The following is a 980-nucleotide window of genomic DNA, read 5'->3' as shown; positions in this document are numbered from 1 at the left end:
CCGTGTAACATACTTTTGCAAGTTATAAACAATTCTAAGTCATTCAGCGGACTACTGCATGGATGCGAAAAATGCCGCCTTTTCCGTGACAAAATTAGTTTTTCAAATTTATCTACGACCTCAGGAATACTTGCCTTTAAAATTTGATAGCTTTCATCCACAAAATTTGAAGGAAGCGCATCTTCAAGACCCAAGAACTCCAATGCTCTCGCATTGATAATTTCGATCTCTTTTTGGTGTGAAATAACAATAATTCCAAACGGCACCGCACCCACAATGCTTGACAATTGCTGCCTTAACGTAGATGTTTGATTTAAATTAGCATGCATATTTCCCTCGAACCACTAGCAGTGTCGCATCATCATCATCAAGAGCAGACAAATCAAAAAGAGATCTCGTTTGTTGATCAAGTGATGTATTACGTTCCATGTTCAAAATATTGGGTAAACTAATGCCATCGGAATGTATTAGAACCGTAGTTTCAGTTCGTCTTGGAAAGACCTCAACCAGCGAACCATTGGTAACCACCTCACCGTTCAATAAAAAAGGACTTGGATCAATCGGCTTCCTTTGGATAACCTCAGAGCCAACATAAAGCCCAATATTTCCGCATCTAATCACTTCAAACCGGTCAGGAAATACTTTCATCAACAACGTTTGCGATAAATACTTCCCGTTGTTTTCCCTGAGTGCAAGCTGACATTTTTGTAGCAGAGTATCAAGCGAATCCATGTAATTACTTTCAACAACCGTCTTAAATATTGACGCATAAGACGAAGATTGGGCACCAAATTCTCTAAAGTCTGACAAAGCTACCAGCAGATTTTCTGCATGAAAGGGCTTAATTATGTATTGATCATGATTGAAAAAAGCGTCCACCGCAGGGAAAGATTTTACCGAGACTTCGGTATCATCAAGCACAGGTTTCAAAAAATGTCTAAGCGTAATGGAGGTGCCGGTCAGGTCACTCTTATTAAATA

The 980-nt window shown here is 39.4% G+C and carries 2 protein-coding genes; both read right to left on the bottom strand.

Features of this window, described 5'->3' with window-relative positions:
* Window positions 1-329: hypothetical protein (locus A3762_RS22665; RefSeq protein WP_156493681.1), on the bottom strand; the 329-nt coding region annotated here is incomplete at its 3' end.
* A partial coding sequence (locus A3762_RS27960) for a hypothetical protein (protein ID WP_068757750.1) occupies window positions 319-980 on the bottom strand: 662 nt, incomplete at its 5' end. The genes A3762_RS27960 and A3762_RS22665, both read right to left, overlap by 11 nt.

It is taken from the genome of Oleiphilus sp. HI0125, from assembly GCF_001635355.1.
Note: the sequence above shows the minus strand (reverse complement) of the source record. Positions and strands in the feature narration are given on the sequence as shown.